Annotated in this window: 15 protein-coding genes; 4 read left to right on the top strand and 11 right to left on the bottom strand. The window is 63.0% G+C overall.

The genetic code is table 11. The annotated features are described in order from the left end of the window. The first annotated feature begins 221 nt into the window (after positions 1 to 221). Positions 222 to 965 carry a hypothetical protein gene (locus HHL13_RS21435; protein WP_169558011.1) on the top strand — a complete coding sequence of 248 codons (744 nt, stop codon included), beginning with the start codon at positions 222 to 224 and terminating at the stop codon, positions 963 to 965. A gap of 50 nt (positions 966 to 1,015) precedes the next feature. Next, the gene (locus tag HHL13_RS21430; RefSeq protein WP_169558010.1) at positions 1,016 to 2,266 is read left to right on the top strand and encodes a radical SAM protein; all 1,251 of its coding nucleotides are present in this window, start codon (positions 1,016 to 1,018) and stop codon (positions 2,264 to 2,266) included. A 1-nt stretch (position 2,267) separates the two neighbouring features. Here the strand turns inward: HHL13_RS21430 and HHL13_RS21425 are convergent, their stop codons facing one another. The 10 genes from HHL13_RS21425 to HHL13_RS21385 form a co-directional block, all read right to left on the bottom strand. After that, positions 2,268 to 2,741 (bottom strand): hypothetical protein, encoded by a 474-nt coding sequence (locus tag HHL13_RS21425; RefSeq protein ID WP_169558009.1) that lies wholly within the window; start codon positions 2,739 to 2,741, stop codon positions 2,268 to 2,270. 235 nt (positions 2,742 to 2,976) lie between these two features. Next, positions 2,977 to 5,034 (bottom strand): UvrD-helicase domain-containing protein, encoded by a 2,058-nt coding sequence (locus HHL13_RS21420; protein WP_169558008.1) that lies wholly within the window; start codon positions 5,032 to 5,034, stop codon positions 2,977 to 2,979. Between the two features lie 4 nt (positions 5,035 to 5,038). After that, positions 5,039 to 5,416: a hypothetical protein gene (locus HHL13_RS21415; RefSeq protein WP_169558007.1), complete on the bottom strand. Its 378-nt coding sequence runs from the start codon at positions 5,414 to 5,416 to the stop codon at positions 5,039 to 5,041. A gap of 19 nt (positions 5,417 to 5,435) precedes the next feature. Continuing rightward, a complete protein-coding gene (locus tag HHL13_RS21410; RefSeq protein ID WP_169558006.1) occupies positions 5,436 to 8,438 on the bottom strand; it encodes a site-specific DNA-methyltransferase in 3,003 nt (1,000 codons plus the stop codon). Continuing rightward, the gene (locus tag HHL13_RS21405; protein ID WP_169558005.1) at positions 8,438 to 11,455 is read right to left on the bottom strand and encodes a DEAD/DEAH box helicase family protein; all 3,018 of its coding nucleotides are present in this window, start codon (positions 11,453 to 11,455) and stop codon (positions 8,438 to 8,440) included. Before HHL13_RS21405 ends, HHL13_RS21410 begins: the two co-directional genes overlap by 1 nt. A gap of 214 nt (positions 11,456 to 11,669) precedes the next feature. Further along, entirely contained in the window at positions 11,670 to 11,846 is a 177-nt protein-coding gene (locus tag HHL13_RS21400; RefSeq protein ID WP_169558004.1) for a helix-turn-helix domain-containing protein, read from the bottom strand. Then, the gene (locus HHL13_RS21395; protein WP_169558003.1) at positions 11,843 to 12,265 is read right to left on the bottom strand and encodes a hypothetical protein; all 423 of its coding nucleotides are present in this window, start codon (positions 12,263 to 12,265) and stop codon (positions 11,843 to 11,845) included. Before HHL13_RS21395 ends, HHL13_RS21400 begins: the two co-directional genes overlap by 4 nt. A gap of 147 nt (positions 12,266 to 12,412) precedes the next feature. Beyond that, positions 12,413 to 13,459 (bottom strand): DUF3363 domain-containing protein, encoded by a 1,047-nt coding sequence (locus HHL13_RS22670; RefSeq protein WP_240953965.1) that lies wholly within the window; start codon positions 13,457 to 13,459, stop codon positions 12,413 to 12,415. A 41-nt stretch (positions 13,460 to 13,500) separates the two neighbouring features. After that, positions 13,501 to 14,448: a hypothetical protein gene (locus tag HHL13_RS22665; protein ID WP_240953951.1), complete on the bottom strand. Its 948-nt coding sequence runs from the start codon at positions 14,446 to 14,448 to the stop codon at positions 13,501 to 13,503. Positions 14,449 to 14,798: 350 nt separating this feature from the next. Further along, positions 14,799 to 15,161, bottom strand: a complete 363-nt coding sequence (locus HHL13_RS21385) for a hypothetical protein (RefSeq protein ID WP_169558002.1) — start codon at positions 15,159 to 15,161, stop codon at positions 14,799 to 14,801. Between the two features lie 704 nt (positions 15,162 to 15,865). On the opposite strand from HHL13_RS21385, the gene HHL13_RS21375 reads away from it, so the two are divergent. Together HHL13_RS21375 and HHL13_RS21370 are read left to right on the top strand one after the other, a co-directional pair. After that, positions 15,866 to 16,147, top strand: coding sequence for an AlpA family transcriptional regulator (locus tag HHL13_RS21375; protein ID WP_169558000.1), 282 nt, complete (start codon positions 15,866 to 15,868; stop codon positions 16,145 to 16,147). Positions 16,148 to 16,596: 449 nt separating this feature from the next. Next, the gene (locus HHL13_RS21370) at positions 16,597 to 16,875 is read left to right on the top strand and encodes a hypothetical protein (protein WP_169557999.1); all 279 of its coding nucleotides are present in this window, start codon (positions 16,597 to 16,599) and stop codon (positions 16,873 to 16,875) included. A 66-nt stretch (positions 16,876 to 16,941) separates the two neighbouring features. Here HHL13_RS21370 and HHL13_RS21365 read toward each other — a convergent pair whose 3' ends face one another. Continuing rightward, on the bottom strand, positions 16,942 to 18,285 hold the full coding sequence (locus tag HHL13_RS21365; RefSeq protein ID WP_169557998.1) for a hypothetical protein: 1,344 nt from the start codon (positions 18,283 to 18,285) through the stop codon (positions 16,942 to 16,944). Positions 18,286 to 18,290 lie beyond the last annotated feature (5 nt).

Here is an 18,290-nt window from a genome sequence, read left to right as displayed (position 1 = left end):
CCCCCTAGCGTCTAGTGTCGCCGAGGACCAATAACGGCGTGCGCAACGGCGCTGATCTTGTCCTTTGCGCGATTGTCCAGCAACTTGCTGACAGGTAAGCAGGATCAGGCACTCAAGGGGGAAGCGTGACACGGACGCCGGGAAGGACCCACTCGTTCTCGGTCGAGGGGGTCGCGAAGAGCTTCAGGTCCGACTGGCAGTTCTTGATTGGGGCGTCGCGCATGAGCAGCGCGCTCTCCTTGGCGACGCTGTTCTCCGTCATCGCCATCATCACCAAGTTCGCCGACCTGGTGAACCTCGGCATATACGCGCTCGGTTGCTTCATCGCCGCCGTCGTTTGCTACGCAGTGGCAATCGGCATCATAAAATTCCGCGCCCCGCAAATCCTCCAAGAGTATCCGGACTTCAAGTCCTACGAGGACAAGAAGCACTCGCACCGCTGGGTGCTCTGGCAGTTCTACCATGAAATCCAGTCGCTCGAGCACGGCTTCAAGCTGCTGCAGGAGACCGTCGCGAAGAAACTCAGCAAGGACGTCGCAGCCATGTCGCGGTCGAGGCTGCCGCTGACTGCATCATTCAAAGGCAACTGCCTCGCCAAGAGTGTCGAGATCACCCAGCCCGACGGATCGACCCCGACCTACGACTTCTGCGTGCACGAGCCCGTCAACTTCGACCGCGACCTGATCATGGGCTTCACCATGAAGTCGAGCGCGGACGGGATCGAGAGGAAATACGTGCTGCCAATCCGCGAGAGCGACGAGAAGCTCGACCTGAAGGTCAAAGAGCTTTTCTGGATCGTCCTCACCGAGGCGGCGAAGGAGAACCCGGTGTCGCGCTGGTTCGCATGGTCACTGGTGAGGCTCGCCGGCGCGCTGCTCATCCTCGCCGTCGGGCTGGCGGTCGGCCATGTCCTGCTGACTCCGAAACCGCAGACCCCCTCGCCCTGTTGCTTCCAGCATGTATAGCGGGACCGGGCGGACCAGGCGGCCTACCGAGAAAGAGGGATAGGCCGAGGATGCCCACGACGCAGGGAACCTACAAGCACGCGCTCAGCGTAACGGGACAGATATTCTTCTGTGCCGCGCCGATCCGGCTGGACTCCTACGATACCTGCCAGTTCGGATGCACCTACTGCTTCTCGCGCGACCGCTCGCGGGCATGGGCGTCAAAGGGCATTCATCAGGCCAGCCCGAAGGCCCTCGCGCTTAGGCTTGAACGCGTAGCGCGCGGTGACGTGCGGTCTGCAGTCGACGAGTTCCTGACCCGGCGAGTTCCCTTACAGCTGGGCGGCCTGCAGGATCCGTTCACGCCGATGGAGGCGGAGCTCGGCGTGACTCGCGAGCTACTCGGCGTCCTCCGGGAGCACGAATACCCGACGCTCATCAGCACGAAGGGATCGCTACCCCTCAGCGAGCCCTACCTCTCCTTGTTGGAAGGTATGAACGTCGTGGTGCGCCTATCGGCCGCCGGCATCCCTGAGCCGCTGCGCCGCGCCGTCGAGCCCAAGACCGAAGGGTTCGCAGCGACGGAGCGGACGCTTTTCGCGCTGAGCGCGCGCGGCATCGTCACAGGGCTCCGAATCCAGCCGATCTTCCCCGGCCATGAGGAGGAAGCCCTCGCGATGGCGGAGGCCGCCGCTAGAGCCGGGGTGCGGCAGCTCTCGTTCGAGTACCTGAAGATACCGGGAGAATCGGTGGATACCGAGATGGCCGCCGCCAGCAGGGCGCTCGGGTACGACATCGTCGAGCGGATGCGCCGGCTCGGAGTTGTCCGGCTGGGCCCCGACTGGTCCCTCTCAAGGGATGCGAAGCGTCCCTTCGTCCGGCGCGCAAGGCAACTCTCCCACGCTCTGGGCGTCAAGTTCGGCGCCGGCGACACGGAGTTCATCCCATGGAGCGACGGCAATGGCTGCTGCGGCGCTTCCGAGCTCACCCAGGAGGGGGCCAACCACTTCACGGGGAATTTCGTGGGCGCCATCCGGGCTTCCCTCGCGCGCGAGGACAAGCGTGTGACCTTCGACATGCTGGAAGGGCTTTGGTCTCCGGCACAATCGGTCGGCAACTACATGGACTGGCGCCGCCGAATCCCCGCCGACCAGCGCGAAGGCCGCACCGACTGGCTCGCGCTGATGAGCCGGCGCTGGAATGGCGGGAAGAGCCCTTACTCGCCTGCATTCTTCGACGGAGTACGGCCGACCGGCGAGATCGACGAGACCGGCTTCAAGATCTACGAGTCATCGGAGCTCGCGCGGGAACTAGCCGTCTGAGCTAGCCGTGGCCGCCGACGCGTGCGTCGGTCCCCAGAATGTTCAGGGCTGCCTCACAGCCACCCTCGAGCGATGAAGTCACGACACTGGCGATCGCATTCAGCATCGCATGATCGTGGACGTTGCCCGATTGCTCACGGACGATCACAATCGGGATACGGAAGGCGTTCGCCCAGAAGATCTCGCCGATCGAGCCGATCGACGCACGGTCGCTGTGCAGGAAGTTCGCCAGCATGACGTCGGACGACTGGATGATGTGCTTGTTGCGGTCGACGACCAGACGCCCGTGCATCAGTCGCGCGAGCGCGGCAGATGGCGTCTTCGGCACGTCGCTCGCGAGCTCTGCGTCATAGGGCGAAGATGCCGGATCGTAGACATCCACGCCAGCCGGGAGCATCGCCGCGGCCTGCATCCGCCAGTCCGCGATCTCCTCGCACGATGCGCCGCTGATCGGTCCTGACAGGTAGATCCTCATGTGTCCGCATACCATGTAGCAGCCGCCCCTCCAACGGTCAGATGGCATCGCGCGTTCAACAGCAGGTAGCGCGCAAGGTCCCGATGCTCCGTCAACATCATGACTTATTCTTGTCCGGGCCAATATCACTCGATAGCGTACACGGCTCTCCACGGTTCGAGCCCGTCGACTCGACCTGAACGAATATCTGCTTTTGGGATCGCCGTGACCAGCGCCGAATAGCGGCTATGGGGGCTTAACAGACGCAAAAGTCTTGAAGATACTCAGACGCCGGCTTTATGCCTGTAAGTATAAGGTGCTCGCGCGCGCGCGTGCAAGCGACGTAGAGCAGGCGCCGCTCGGTCTCGAATATCTCGTCGAGTTCAGCCTCGTCAGCGGCATCCGCGACCCGCTCATCGAGGGGGAGTGTGCCTTCGTCGCAGGCCATGATTGCAACTGCCCTGAATTCCAAGCCCTTCGCCAAGTGCATCGGCACGGTCGTCACCCGTTCGGCCGCATCAAGATCGCTCACGGCGGCACGTGCGCGCGTGACGAGGTCGGGCGTTCGCACGAAAATGCCAATCTCGTGCGGGGCGATCCCTTCAGCCAGCCATCCTCGCACAGCCTTTCGCACCGCGTCCTGCTCGTCCGCAACTGAGCCGAAAGTCTCCACCAGTGGCGCCGGACCGTTGAAAACCGAGACGATGCCGCGCCGCTCGTCTTCGTTACCATCTACGTCACGTAGCACCGGCGGCAGCAGGTGATCCGCGGCCGCACGTATCTGTTGCGAGGTGCGGTAGCAGACCTTGAGTGTGTGCGAGCGACCGCGCACCTCGACACCTAGGCTCGACCAGGAATAGGGATGCTGGAAAATGCGCTGGCCCATGTCGCCGGCGAGGAACAGCGCATCGGGTCCGGGGGGCGCCAATGCAGCGAAGAAGCGGAGCTCGGCCGGTGCCACATCCTGCGCTTCGTCTAGGATGATATGGTCGAACGGCTTTCGGGGGCGATCGGCCAACGCCTCCGCCAGCCCGGTGAACACCTGCGCCCAGGTCGTATAACGTTCCGCCGTGAGCGCCGAGCGCACTGCTTCGAACACTGGCCACAGCCGCTCGCGTTGGTTCGGGCCGAGGCGGCTCTTGCGGCCCATCCGCTGCACCGTAGCAAAATCGTAGAGCGTCATGATGCCCCAGGCGTCGATGACATTGGTCCATTCGGAGAGCAGGAAGCGGTCCGAGAATCCCTTGAGCTGCTCGGTCTTTGCCGCTTCGCTCAACCGCTCGCGCAGCACGGCATCCGACGCAATGCGCGGCCGGACGCCGTGCTCGAGTTGATACATCTGCTCGGCGATGCCCCGGAATGACGCTGTCGTGATGCGCGGCACGATGCCGCCGGTCTCAGGCGCCAGCACCAGCAGCTTCTTCGCCATTGCGTCGGCAAGCGGCTGCGAAAAGCTGGCGAGCAGGATGCGCGCTTGGGGATTCTCCCGAGCGAGCCGCACCGCCCGGTGGATAGCCACGATCGTCTTGCCTGTGCCGGCCGACCCGGCGACGCGCGCAGGCCCAGTGAAGCTGCGGGCGGTGAGCTCGCGCTGCGATGGGTGTAGGAAGACACCCCATTTTTCCCAGGGAAAGGCCAGCGCTTGTTCGAGTTCGTCCTGGTCGGCGATCGGCCGGATACGGCGCAGTGCATCGGGATGCGTGAAGGGATTGGTCGTGGCGGGCGCGGGAGTGGGAACCGGCAGCGCGCCTGTCGCAGCATATTCCAGCAGCGCCTCGGCGGCTTCTCCCGGAAGACGCTCGGCAAGCGCGAAGAAGCCCTCTTCCGTCGCCGCACGGACATCGGCTAGCCAGTCCGCCGGCACGCCGATTGACAGCAGTGCATCATCGCCGAGCGAGGCGAACAATTGCTGTTGCGGCGCTGCGAGGGACGTCGCCTCGGGCACGACGAAATCGAACGTCTCTGGCGGTGCGACCTCTTCGACCCGCTCGCGCACCTCGACGATCTGGACCGCACCAGTGCGAGGATGCGCTTCGATCCGCCGCCGCTCGGCCCAGGCATAAGCGTCATCGTGATGATCCACATAGGCGACCAACATCGACTCACTGGTCTTGTGGACGATCAGCCGGACGTCACGATTGACCCGAGCCGACCAGAAGTTCGGATCCTTGCTCTTGTCGATGCGGTGGAGCTGGAGCCCGTTGCCGGTCGGGTCCATCTGCAGATCGAACACGCTCGCCTTCACGGCCTTCTGGTCCTGCCCTGACAGGCGATTGAAGGATGCAGTGAAGGTGTCGGCGATCAGGAAGTTCATCTGCTTATTTTTTCGACCACTGGCGGTATACCGCCTTTAGTTCGTCCATCCAGCAGGCGACGGGATCCGAGATGTCCCGCCCTTGGCTCTCGGCCATGTTGAAGAATCCTGGCCCGGGCATCTGGTCGCCAGTCTTGTGCACCACCACGACGGTTGTGAGGCCGAGGCCCTCCTCATCATCCTCGGTGGCAATCTGCCCAAGAAAATGGTCGAGACGATGGTCATGAGCGTCCAGCGAGATCGAACCGATCCGCGCAACGAGGTCTGAATAGGCTATCAACCCCTCTCGGCGCGCTACCTTATACATAACCGCGCGCGCTTCGCCCTTGGCCGCTTCCCAAGCCTCATCATCAAATCCGTGCCTGAAGCCATCGACGATCACGGCTAATCCCCTCCCATCCCTAAACCCCAAACACCTTCATCACCTCGTCGCCGAAGTGGTTGATAACCTTCACCGCGATCCGTCCGCCGGCCGGGCGCTCGAACGGGCGGGACGTGTCAGAGTAGAGCGTCGCCCAGGCGTCCTCGTCGATTTCGGACTGGAGGGCGGTCTTGAGGCTCTTGTAGGGGTCGTTCGCGCCAAGGAAATAGGCATGGCGGACGAAGAAGCTCTCTTCGTTATAGTCGGTGTCGATGAACCAGGCGGCGATGCCCTTGGTGTCGCTGGAGCGGATATCGCCGGTGTTGGGATCAAACACATCGACGCCGTTCACCTTGACGCGGACCGTTGCACCGCCAACGTCCAGCACGTCGATATCGGGCTCGCCGAACACGACGAACATATTGCCGCGCCCGGTGTTCTTCAGTTCCTCCGACATATGCATGTCGGGGTTGATACGCGCCTTCAGGATGGTGAGGCTGCCGAGCTTGTCGAGCTCGGACGAATGCGCGTCGAAGTTGAAGGCGCAGGCAATCAGCACGTCGAAGCGGTTGTCCACCGCCTCGCGTGCGGCAGCGACGAGATCCTGCCGGCCGACGGTGCCGTATTCGGGGCCTACCAGGATCGCGGCGCGGCGCTCCGGGCCGTCCTCGCCTTCGATGAAGGTCGCGGCGGCGCCGATGAAGTTACCGGGCCAGGGCGCGATGCTCTCGAAGGTGATGCGGTCGCCCTTCGCCTGCTGCTTGACGCCCTCGGCCTTGAGATATTCGATGACGATTCCCGCGAAGTCGGCGCCTGCCAGATCGGCATCCGTGGCGGAGCGCTTGCCGTCGGCTGCGTCGATCGTCTCGATCAGCTCCTCCTCGCTGGCGGGAAGGACGCGGTGCGGCGACAGGCTCTCGACCGTGAACGGCCCCGCAACACGGACACGAGCGGGGTCGGTGTAGGGCTTGTCGTAGAGATACTCGACATCGGCGCGCGCGGCGATGCTGGCGTCGATCTCGCGCTGGCGGGCAATGCGTTGCTCCCACCAGGCATCGTGAAGGTCACCTGCGGTCTTCCACACCTCATTGGGCCATTTGCCATCGACCTGCGCGATCGTCTGCTCGGCGATCTTGACGCCATAGTGCGCATTCCACTCGCGCTTGTCCTCCGGCAAATCCCGCGGAACCTCCCACTCCTCCCATTTGGTGCCCAGCATGTGGTTGAGCCCATTCAAGATGCCTTGCAGGGTGGGCTGATACCGTTCCCAGATATCGTCGATCAGCGGGTTGTTGGCTATCTTCCCAAGCATGATGCGCGGCACGCGATCATAGACGAAGCCTTGGCGGAGATCGTCATGGACCGGTGTTTCTAGCGGCACCGTCCTAGTGAGCGCGGCTTCCTTGGCGCGGCCCTCGCGGCTGTCGGCGAGCAAATACCAGGGATAGCGCGCCGACATTATCCGCGTGCGGGCAAGCGCTAGCGCAACGCGGCTGGTGTCCATCGTTATCCAGCGCCGGCCCCATTGCTCGGCGACATAGGCCGTGGTGCCGGAGCCACAGGTGGGGTCCAGGACGAGGTCGCCGGGATCGGTGGTCATGAGTATGCAGCGGGCGACCGTCTTGGTCCCGCTCTGGACGACGTAAACCTTATCGTCCGTGAAGCTGCCTGTTCCAGTGTCGGTCCATACGTTCCCGACCTCCTTCGCACCAAAGTCGTCCATGTAGCGAACATAGGCCGCTGAGAAGCCGGAGGGCACCAACCGGTTGGCTCGTTTTAAACGAGCAACTCCAATCTCCCCAGTCGACCAGTAACGACTCCCAGGCCGCATCGTCTTCCCGAAAAGTTCGAATTCGAAAGAACCGGGCGGCTTCTGTGAGGTGAAGTTGTCAAGACGGAATACGCGACCATCGCTTTTCTCGAACGTCACGAGTTCCGCATCCGATAGGCGACGTCGCTCACCATTGGCTACTTCTAACCAACGATAAACGTTGGCATTATCGTCTTCCAAGCCTTTCGCTGTCAAAGGCTTGCGATATTTAAGGGTCGGCGCGTTGCGAGCATACCATAGGATCGCATCTGATACGCCCGGCAAGTAAGCGGCAGACCGCCCAGCCGTTTTGACCACGGTGATCTGGCTGACAAAATTCTCCGTCCCAAAAACCTCGTCCATTAACGTCCGCACGCGGTGCACATTCTCATCGCCGATCTGCACGAAGACCGATCCGCTCTCGGTCAGTAGATCGCGCATCGCGGTCAGCCGGTCGCGCAGATAGGTCAGGTAGCTGTGTATGCCATCCTTCCAGGTGTCACGAAACGCCTTCACTTGCTCGGGCTCGCGGCTGATGTCGGTCTGCTTGCCGTCCTTCACGTCGCGTGACTGGGTGCTGACCTGCCAGTTCGAGTTGAACTTGATGCCATAGGGCGGGTCGAAATAGATGCATTGCACCTTGCCCTTCAGGCTTTCGCGCTCGGACAGGCTGGCCATCACCTGCAGGCTGTCGCCCAGGATCATGCGGTTCGACCAATGCTGGTCGTGCTGGTAGAATTCGGCGCGCTGGTCGGGTTCGATGCCGTTGAAGTCAGCGAAAAGGTCGGGCGCGTCGGTGGTCGCCTCGCGCCGCTCGGCGGTGCGGCGCTTGAGGTCGTCGATGATCGCCTTGGGGTGGATCTTCTCCTGGATGTAGAGCGGCGGCACGTTGACGACGAGGTCGGACCAGTCCTGCCGATCCTTGCCGCGCCAGACGAGTTGCGCGTCGGACAGGGTCAGTGTGCCGGTCGCGGCAAGCTCGGCCTGCTGCGCCTCGGTGATCGTGATCCGCGCCCCGTTCCAGATGATCTCGGGCACGCTCGGCTCCTCTTCGGTTCGTGTCTCACCCTCGGCCAAAGGCCGGGCGCGGGGATAATGTTTCGGCGGCAGCGGATGCGTGTCTTCCTCGCGCCGGAAGAAGCTCTCCATCTCCGCGGTCGGAATATTACGCCGCGTCGCCTCGCCATGGCGCAGCGCGTCGATCTGCTTCGGGATGCCGGGCTTCTTGGCCATCAGGCGGCCGCCCCGTCGATCAGTTTGGTGACCAATGCGGTGAACTCGTCCTCGGTGGTATAGGGATCAGTGAACTCGGCGAAGGCCCACCGGCCATAGCCGCCGAGAGCGTTGACGCCGGGCACCCAAAGCTCGCGAGCGGTCTGGGCCTTCGCCTTGTCGCTCTCGTCGCGCTTTCCCTTCATCTCCAGCACGAGATGGAGCGGCTCGGCGCCTGTGTCGAGGCGAACGAGGAAGTCGGGCAGATAGCGCCGCATGGCACCGCCATCGAGATAGGGAATCTCGAAGCCGAGCGCCTGGTTCTTGGCATAGGCGATCACGCGGGGATGGCCTTCCAATGCTTGCGCCAGCGCGACTTCCCAGCTCGAATCCTTGACGACGTGGCTGATCTGGGACCGCGGTGGCCGGGCGCCGGTCTTCCAGCACTCCTTGGTCGTGATGAAGTTGACATGCCGCGTCGATCCGCTCGGATTGTAGGGATCGAGCACCGCGACGATGTGGCCGCCGCCACCGCGCGTGCAGGCGATGTCGATCTTCTCCGCCGCGCGCGCGAGCTGTTCCTGATAGAGGATCGCGCCGATCGGCACCCCCTTGGTGACCAGATAGCCTCCGTCGATCCAGCGCCGCGCGAGCCGCTGTATCTGCGGGAACAAATGCTGCTTGGGGAAGCCGTCCTCGTCGCGGAAATGCGTGTAGAGCAGATGCTTGGCGAGGTTGAAGCTGATCTCCGACGGGCGGAGCTGCGCCAGCACCTCCGGCGTGATGGTGACGCCCGCGCCGACGATCCCCTCCATCGTCACCGAGGTCGGGCCGATATCCTCAGGCGTAATGACGAGGCGGCTGTCCTCGTCGAACTCGGCGTTCAGCCGCTCGGACGGCAGCTCGCGGCGATAGCCACTGACACGCGGGAAGCGAATCTCGAGGTCGGCGCGCTCGGCGATCGCATGGACGCGGGTAACCGGCTTGGGCGGCTTGGGATCGACCTTCTGCGGCGAACGGGCGAAGTCGAACGGGATGCCCATGATGTCGGCATATTCGACGTCGAACAGGCCGTCCTTGTTGAGCTCGTAGGACTGGCGGCGCAGCCCGCGGCCGACGACCTGCTCACACAGCAGCTGCGTGCCGAACGCGCGGACGCCGAGGATATGAGTGACGGTGTTGGTGTCCCACCCTTCGGTCAGCATCGAGACGGAGACGACGCAGCGAATCTGCTCGCCGAGCCGCCCGGGACGGCCGACGGTATTCATCACCTCACGCAGCAGGTCGCTTTCGTTGACATCGCCCTTGACGCTGCCGGCGCCTTCGCGGGCGGCGAGCTCGCGCTTGAACTGCTCGATCTCGGCCGCCGCGGCTTCCTTGAAATTCTTGTCGAGCGCCTCGCCCGCTTCAAGCTGGCGCGAATCAATGAGCAATGTCCTCGGACGCGGGAGGCGGCCGCCGTGCTCGTCATAGTTGCGGAATAGTTCGAGATGGCCGGCGTGGAACGCCGCGCGCTCGCCGGCCTCGGCATCACCGCGCTCGAACCCCGCGATCCACTCGAACACCAGCTTCGAGATGGCGGTGTTCTGGCAAACGACGATGAAGACCGGCGGCACGCCGATGCCCGCCTTCTGCCACCGCTCGAACTCGCCCTGGTAGTGGCTGTAGAGCGAGTTGAGGGCGGTCAGCAGAAGCGGATTGAGGTCGAACGGGCTGAGCTTGTTCGCGCTGGCAGTCGATTTCGGCATCGACTTGCCGATGTGTTTCCACAGATCACGATAGACGACCGTGTCGGTTTGGACGAGATTGTCCGTGACTGGGACGCGCGGCAGCTTGACGATCCCGCTCTCGATCGCGTCCATCAGGCTGAAGTCAGACACGACCCACGGGAATAGCGTCCCTTCCTGATAGCCCGAGCCACGCAGGAAGAACGGGGTCGCAGACAGGTCGTAAACCGCGCGCGCACCGCCGCTTCGCTTGCCCTTCTTGAGCTGCCGGTCCAGCGCCTCGATGCCATTGATCCACAGGCGCGCGGCCTTCTCGTTCTCCTCGGCTTCCTTCTTCTCGTCGCCGGTTAGCGTGTCTTCCGCATCGCCGCCGACCTTGTGCCGGTAGCAATGATGCGCTTCGTCGTTGATGACGTTGACGCGCTCAAACCGCAGCAGCTTGTCGCACGCGCGCTCAAGCATCTGGGCGTCGGTTTCGATCGTCCGGATCGGCTCGGGATCGTTGCCCTGCAAGAAGCTGCGCGCAGCCTTGGGCATCGACAGCGTCTCGCGGTGCTGGAAGGCATGATAGTTGGTGATGACGATCTCGGCGCGCCGAATCTCGGGCAGCATCTCCGGCGGCACGATCTCGCGCGTGTCGTAATAATTGCCCGGCTCGCTTGGCAGGAGCACGCGCAGTCGGTCCTTGATCGTGATGCCCGGCGCCACGATCAGGAAGGCGCGCGAGAAATCCTTGGTCTCCTTGCGCGCGGCGTTAATCGCCTGCCAGGCGATCAGCATCGCCATCACAGTCGTCTTGCCGCTGCCCGTGGCCATCTTCATTGCGAGACGGAAGATCGCCGGATTAGCTTCCTCATTGTCCTTGGCGATCTGGTCGAGCAGGCCGCGGGTGGCGGCCCGGCGCGGCGCGACCTCGGTCAGCCAGATCATCGTCTCGGCCGCTTCGATCTGACAGAAGAAGGGGTGAGGTCCCGCCCATTGCTCTCCCGGCCGGCGCCAGTGTTCGAGGAGACGCTGCGTCACCGGCGTTACGCCCCAGTCGGCCGGATTGGGGATTGCGCGCCACGTTTCGAGATAGCCGCGGATCTCATTGATCTTCGCGTTCTCAGTGTAGGTTTCGAGATCGAGCGACGCCTGCGCCGCGGCAGCCTTTTTCCGCGACGCAGGCACTGGCACGATGAACTTCGACGGGCGACGTCCCTTGATCGGCTCGCCTTCGATCGGCTGGCCGGTATCGTCGAGCGGATGGTAGAGCGACGGCGGCTCGTAGGGCGAGTTGAGAATCGGCCGTTCGTAGAAACTGTTAGCCACCGACACCTACCCCCTGGCGGCCTTCATGTTCGACGGGTCTGGGCTTTGTCAAAGCGGATCGGATCGCAATGATGGTTTTTTGGGTCGACCGGCATTGCCATTACACCCTTCTTCTGTAGCGGCAGCCACGCTGATACCATGATTGGCCGCTTCCAGGTTTGACGCAAACGCCATAGAGTGACCGCATTGGGTCGCACGGCCGCCATTGAGTTCGCTAAGATCGCCGCTTCTCAACAAACGCTGTGAGGCTGCTCACCAACACAAGCCTGCGCACGCCCACTTTGATCGTCTCGATATCGCCCGCGGCGATTAGCTCATAGACTTTCGATCGACCGATCCCGATCAGCCGGCAGGCCTCCGGAATTCGAACCGAGATGCGTTCGTCGTTCAATGCAGCTTCCTCAGCTTTTCGATTGCAGGATCATCGGTTGCGGGTGGTTCCTTACCCGCCAGCATCTCGGCCATCTGATCGATAAAGTTCTCGAACTGGCGGGCTGCGGACGCGCGGCCAGCTTCGTCGGGCTTCGGCAACACAGTTGCCATAGCGAGCTGGTGGCGGAGCATTCGGGCAAACGCTTCCCAGAAGATGCCCTGCTTTCTTCCGAGCGCTTCGATCCTCCGCTCAATTCCGTTGGCGCGGACTTCGAGGGCCTCAAAGTTCCCGCCGCCGTCGCGGCGATTGAACCAGGCATCCAGCGCCTCGACGAGGATGTCGGACTTCGGCTTGCCGGTGACCTTGGCTCGCTGGGCCAGGCGCTTGCTCAGTTCCTCCGACAGGAACAGCTGATGGCGTGTCTTGAATGTCTTCATTTGCTCGATCTGCTTCCGGTTCCAACCGGCCTCAAGAGGTCCGCTGACCGCCTGGCGGGCGGTGTCCGTTATTGTCGCGATCTGGCGCGACAAGGGTAGGGAGCCGGGAGCACGCTGGGCTTTCTTTTTCTACGATCTCGCACCGCGTCACAGGCTGATCGTTGGTCCGCTACGGCCGCGCCCGACGTTCCAGCTCATCGAGTCGCCGCGCGGGATACCGGTGATCTGCTGGCCGATGTGCCGCTCCATCTCCGGGCGCCACGGCACCAGCACGAACTCGCGTGATTGCTCGATCAGGGCAAAGCGGTTTGATGCGGATTGGACCGAGCGCCGATAGATGCCATCGATGCGCTCGCCCGATATGGCTTCTCGAACGCCCATGCCCATCTCGTTGCTGAGCTGCCCGGCCAACGTTCTGATCTCGCGCTGCCGAAGGGCATCCGTCGTGCCGGGGCGAAGCCGCAGCTGCTCGCCATCGATATCGGCGAGATGCTGATCGACCAGCCATTGCTGACGTAGATACAACGCCCGGTTGAGATCCTTCCCAAAGCCATGGGGGGCAAGCTTCATCGGCTCATGCGCGGCAAGTTCCTTGTCGAGCCAGGTCGGGGCATCGAGCGTTGCCTGCTTCTCGACCGAGATCCGTGACAACGTCGTGATCGTCATCGGAGACTTGTCAGCCCGGCCACGCTCATACTCGCGCACGCGATCGAGATGATCGGGCGCGATTTTCCAGCTGCCGTCGGGCATGCGCTCGACATTGCCCGTCGCGCGCCGGATCGCCTCCAGCCGGCGGACATGCGCCCTGGCAAAATCCTCGCTGGCGTTGCGGTCATGCCGGAGATGGATATCAACGCTGTAGCGCCCACCATTGGCCCCGGCGATCTCAACGATGGTGCGGTCCGATTTCCGCGGTTCGATCTGGCGCGGTTCTAGCTTCACTAGGCTGCCGCGTGGCGTCGGCAGATTGTCGATACCAATATCGACATAGTGGGTGCGCCCGTCGATCCCATCGACGATCAGGTATCGGCGATCATGATGATCGCCAGCCGCGCCACGCTGGACGACCTGCCCGATGATCGGCTCGCGGTTGCGAACCGAGTCGTGGATCGCAGTCGGTTGCAGACCCCGCCCTTCCGGCAACAGCGCTATCGCCTTGTGCATTGTACGGATGATGTCACCGCGCCGCCCCAGATCGGTCAGTGTCTTCTCCAGGTCGGGTACAAGCGACCAAGTCAGCTGCCGGTCGGCTCGGCGAGTTCCAACCGCTCAAGCTGGCGGGCACGGCTAATCAGCATTTGCTGGAAGCTGTTGTCGCCACCCATCGCGCCCCGATCCTGGCGGAGATCGACGATGTTGTCCTCGGCGCGCTGGAGGATCGCGCGATCGAGCCGGGTCAGGCGCTCGGCATCCACCTCATGGGCAAGCTGTTCGCGAAGTTCCAGCTCGCTTTGTGGCCCAAGCGCGCGGGTCATGATCTCGGAGGCGCGGTGACGGATGCCATGGGCGATGTAGTCCCCGGCGATGTTGAGGGTCTTGCCGTCCTCGGCGACACCGCGAACGATGATGTGGCTATGCGGGTGCCCGGTGTCGAAGTGATCGACGGCAATCCAGTCGAGGTTGGTGCCGAGGTCCTGCTCCATCTTCGCCATCAGGTCGCGGGTCATTGTCTTCAGTGTATCGAACTTCCCGCCATCCTCGGGTGAGACGATGAACCGGAACTGGTGACGGTCACCGCTCCCGCGTCCGGCGAACTCCTTGCCATCCACCTCGTCAGCGAATGTCGAATAGAAGGGGCCCGGCTCGCCCTCCCTACTGACGCCACCGCGTTCAAGGTAGCGAAGGTGCGCGCCGACCGCCCCAGCCTTGCCGGCGAGCTTCACGACGCGGGCCTTCACGGCGACCCGGCGCGGCCGAACGCGAGCGCCGCTCCGGCCATCGACCGACCAGCCCGATCCGCGCGGCAACGCCGCCGCGAACTTTGCGCCGCGGCCTCGTGCATTGAAGCGCCCGGTTCGGGGCGTCGGCGATCCCGTGTTAGGCGATGACCCGCCTACCCGTCGCGGGTTGCCGCCCAGCCGGGCGGTGCGCGCCAGGATCTTCGCCTGCATGCCCGGCTTGCGCCCGCCCTTCGAACCGATGCGTCCGGGCCTGATCTCGAAAAAGTCTTCGTCCTGTGCCATCTTTGAGGATATGCGAATGGTCGCCCGATGGCCGCAAGTATCTCGCGGAAAAGCAACGGAACTCTGCGGGTTTGAAGGGTACGGTCGTCATAACAGTCTCGCAAGGCAGTAGTCGCGAGACAAACCATCTCTCTAAAAAAGGATGTGCAGACAAAGTGTTAGCTCGAAAAATGCTGTGAGCCGTTTTTCGCTTTATCTTGCATATACCCCTTCTTCCCTCCTGCGCGCCTCTCCTCCCCATTCTGCCTTCCCGTGCCCCCTTCCTGCCACCTTCAACGGCCAAGTCCGAGCACATGACAAAAGCACCGGAAGCGACGCCGATGACGCCGCTCCCGGTGTAGAAATCGACCTCACTGTCGAAGCCGCTCGAATGCTTCGTCGGCATCCCAGAAGCTGGCGAAGCTGCGATGCTGCCGCAGATCGTGTACGCATCCGTCGCCATCGACGGGCGCAATTCCGACGTGAAACCGCCCGTCGAAGACGCTGAAAATCACGATGCGGTCGAGCGTTTCAACGTCACCATCGAGGCTCTGATACTCGCCGATCCATGCCTCGCGCTGACGCGCGCTCCAGCAGAAATCGGCCAACTCGCTGTCGACAAAATAGCGTGCAATTGACGCAGCTCCTTCCGCGTCGGGACCTGAGGTCAGGCTCTGAATCAGTGCAGCCACAGGATCGATCTTCGCGATTTGAACAGCGGACATCATGTTCATGACAGGCTCCTTTCGTGTCGCCTCAAGGTCGAGACGCAGTCCAGAAACCGGTCGTGCAAGTGGCAGTCAGGGACGCCCCTAGGGCGCCGCGAAGCGGGGCGTGGGGGAGCCGATTTGCGCAGCAAATTGGGGGAACCGCGCATCCTTGACGGCCGCTTTCACGCGCCGGTAGCCTCGGAATTCTCTGACGTGCCCCTCCAATCCCGCCAAGCGCACGCCGCCCAATGTCGCTTCGCGAAACCGATTTTCGCGCAATCGGATTCTAGGTTCACTGGCCTAAGCAAATTGAAAAGTGTGGCAGATCGGACGCTCAACCTAATCTAGGAGTGTGCGAACTGATCACCGGCTGTTCTTGCCACGAGACCGTAATGACCTCTACCCTTCCCGCAGATTCAGCATTGGAGCGATCAGTTGCCAGGTGGAACACACAAGTTCGGCGGGACGTGGACCGAGCTCAAACTTGATGTCATCGCGGGCTATCTCGGCTTCTACACGACGGTGCTTAAGCACAAGCCGACCCCAGATGGCCCCTTCAAACTCTGGTATGTCGACGCCTTCGCGGGAAGCGGTAGTAGGACAGTGGAGATCACATCAGGCGGGATGTTCGAAGAGACCCCCTTGCGGGCTGAGGAACTTGAAGTCGCGGGATCCGCGCGACGCGCTTTGGAGGTCGATCCACCATTTCATCGCTTATGAGACATGTCATGCCGACCAAAAAGCCAGAACGTATCCTCCGCCTTCCAGCGGTTCTCGCACGCACCGGCTTCAGCCGATCAACGCTCTACCGGATGGTCGATCAAGGAAGTTTCCCACAAAAGGTGCAGATCAGTGAACGCTGCATCGGATGGCGGGATTCCGAAATCAGCGCTTGGGAACGGAGGAGAAAGGCGGCCAAGCGGCGGCTAGCGGCAGCGGCAGATGCCGAGCAACCAATCGAGCCGATCCAACCGGGGGCGACGCCAAAAGGTTTGACGCACCATAGCTAGAGGTCAGCGGCGCAGCCGCTCGCAGCAGAGGCAGGCACCCCGAGCGGAGCAGGCGGATCAGCGGCGTCGAACCGGGCTTCGAGCGTCGGGCGGCAGATGTCGTCCGCGCTGAAACCGGGCGCGACGCCCGGCTGCGCAGCCGGATCGCCGCGGGGCCGCGATCGGCGCCGCACCCTGCCCGGCGTTAGCCGGCAGTGTGCGTCATCAGCCCCGCTCCGTTTTTGAGGCCGGCCCCGCCGCCCGCGCCAGCGATCACGCCGAAGGCCGAAACCCGATTCGGGGCTCGCTCGCTCAGCGAAAGGTTTCGGCTGCGCACAGGCCGTGTCAACCAAATCCGGAAAACTGGCCTTATCTCGGACTCAACGGAGATCGTGGCGGCAGCGCCCCACGATCTCCGGAGACCAGGGGCCGCCCAATGGGCAGTCGCCAAAAAGACGGACGATGAAACCATGAGCAAGATGTTGAACATCGCTCGCTCGGTGCCCCGCCTGGCGGATCTGAGCATCCACGCAACCCACTCGTCGATGGTGGTCCAGCACCACTATAACGAGCTCCTCGCTGGCCGCATCGATCTCGAGACCGCGGTCGCGATCTACGTCCTGATCCGCCTCGCCTTCGAGGTGCCGCACCGCCTTGCCAAGGCAGTGAAGGCGCGGCGCGAAGGCCGCGAAGCCCGCCGCACTGTGGCGCCGCCGGTGGCGGTAGAGCGGAGCGCCACCGCCGAATAGGCGCGAACCAAGGCGGCAGCGCTGGTGCCGGCGCTGCCGCCTTTTCCATTTCCGGCGGCAAAAACTTCAAACAGGGTCAAAGTAATCGAGCAGCGCCGGGAAACCGCTGCGCGCTTTTTCCTCGAGGTCGCATTCGAAGAGAATATTGGCCAGCGTCTGGCAAAGTTCGGGCGCGAACCGCAGCTCGAGCGTCGCATCGCCCATCGGCTGCAGCACCTGCTTGTCGAGCGCGGTGGGGGTTTCGACCGACGTGATCGGGAGCAGGTTCTTGAGTGGGCGGATGAAGATCTGCTCGTGCCACACAAAGTTCAGCGCGCTCGCCAGATTCTGCTGGGTCGCCGGCGGGAAGCGCTTCCCGTCGAGCCGCGATGCGACCTGGTACCCTACCAGGATCAGCATACGCAGCTGGATCGCAAGATCCTTGTATTTCTTGGAGCGCTGGGGCGCATTCTGCGGGAATTCGTGCTCGCGCAGATAATGGCCAGCAGCCTCGATCCACTCGACAGCCGCGCCGACAAAGCCACCCAAGGGCATCGCCGGCTCGCCGATCAGATCGTCAAGCCAGGGCTGCACGATCGTATCAAAATCTGCCTCCGTCTCGACTTGCTCGTCGTTGAAGATCGAGGCGAGCTCGATCTTTTCGCATGCGACCTTGTCGCGATTGAGCAGGGTGATCACGGCATGCCTGCTGTCGAGGATCGAACCACTGCCGCGGTGGTGGAGATCCTTGACCACCGCCGCCTTCAATTTCTGCAGCCGGGCGATATCGACGCGGACGCGATTGCCCGCCACCGCCTCGGTCATCCGGTCCCGCCATTTGGGCAGCAGATTCTTGATCGAGTCGATCGCGACGCCACTGCGGGGCGGCTGCGCGCGGAAGGCGTTGAGCACGAGATCGGGATAACTGCTTTGCCCATCATCGGGGAGCCCGACAAAGGTGTCGCCCGGGACGATCGGATTGGCGAGCGCCAACAGCAACCCGTAGATCCTGGCGACTTCGACTTCCTGATCGCGGGTTAGATCCATATCGGGCGCGACGGTGCGCACTTCCCAGGCACACGGCAGCGCGTTGCCGTGTTCATCATGGCCGCGGCGCCGCGCCATCGCCGTCAGGCCATGGTAAAGGCCGGTGCAGATGTCGTGCGGCGGATTAGCGCTCAGGAACCACATCGGATCGGTCGCGTCGCGGTGAAAATTGACGTCAATCGAAAGCGCGTCGAACGTGATCTCCTTGTGACCATAGGCCTGGACACAATGATCGTACCAGCTGCTGACGCTGGGCGCATTGATTGCGCCGGTCTCACCGGGCGAGCGCCAGATTTCGATCTTGCAGTTGTCGGGCAACTGCAGACCGTTCTCGTCGTCGTCGTCGATAATGAAAAACACTAGTTTTCGCGGCTTGACGGCCATCTTGC

This window comes from Sphingomonas sp. G-3-2-10, from assembly GCF_012927115.1.
GTDB lineage: Bacteria > Pseudomonadota > Alphaproteobacteria > Sphingomonadales > Sphingomonadaceae > Sphingomonas.
This window is presented reverse-complemented; position numbering and strand designations above follow the sequence as displayed.